Raw genomic sequence first — 598 nt, 5'->3', positions numbered from 1 at the left:
GCAATACGTTGTGCAAAGTGCAGAAACATTGGTCCCTGATGTCAAGCCTGTTGCTCAAGCTGAATCCGTCAACCGCGTTAACACTGGCGGCGAGGGGTTGGGTGGCGAGCTGCGCGATCAAGAGTACGCGATCATTCTAGAAACCTTGGTGGAATGTAATGGCCGACGCAAAGAAATGGCAGAGAAATTGGGCATAAGCCCACGTACTCTGCGCTACAAACTTGCCAAAATGCGTGACGCGGGTATAGATATTCCGAGTTAGGTTTCACACGCGTAGCCATAAGACAAAAGTGTGAGTAAACTATACTGCTGGCGTCTTATGGCACATAAATTGCTGTGTCAATATTTAGTTTAAATAGATAGTCAAACTTTTGGCTCAGAGGTGATAATGAAAGTTGATGGTATTCAGGCCGAAATGCGCGCCATGATGGTTGAAGCGACCAACACCACTCCGACAGGAACGGGCGCGAAAGTGGGTGCAGATTTCAATGATCTCCTAACCAAAGCCATCAATAACGTAAACTCACTTCAAAAATCATCTGGCGATCTACAAACGCGTTTTGATCGTGGTGATGCCGATGTTTCCTTATCTGACGTC

General features: G+C 46.8%; 2 protein-coding genes. Both read left to right on the top strand.

Features of this window, described 5'->3' with window-relative positions:
- On the top strand, positions 1-262 hold a 262-nt coding region (locus R7Q11_RS27765), incomplete at its 5' end, for a helix-turn-helix domain-containing protein (protein WP_225467182.1).
- Between the two features lie 126 nt (positions 263-388).
- On the top strand, positions 389-598 hold a 210-nt coding region (locus R7Q11_RS27760), incomplete at its 3' end, for a flagellar hook-basal body complex protein FliE (RefSeq protein WP_225467181.1).

The sequence above is a fragment of the Vibrio sp. 970 genome (assembly GCF_033339075.1).
Note: the sequence above shows the minus strand (reverse complement) of the source record. Positions and strands in the feature narration are given on the sequence as shown.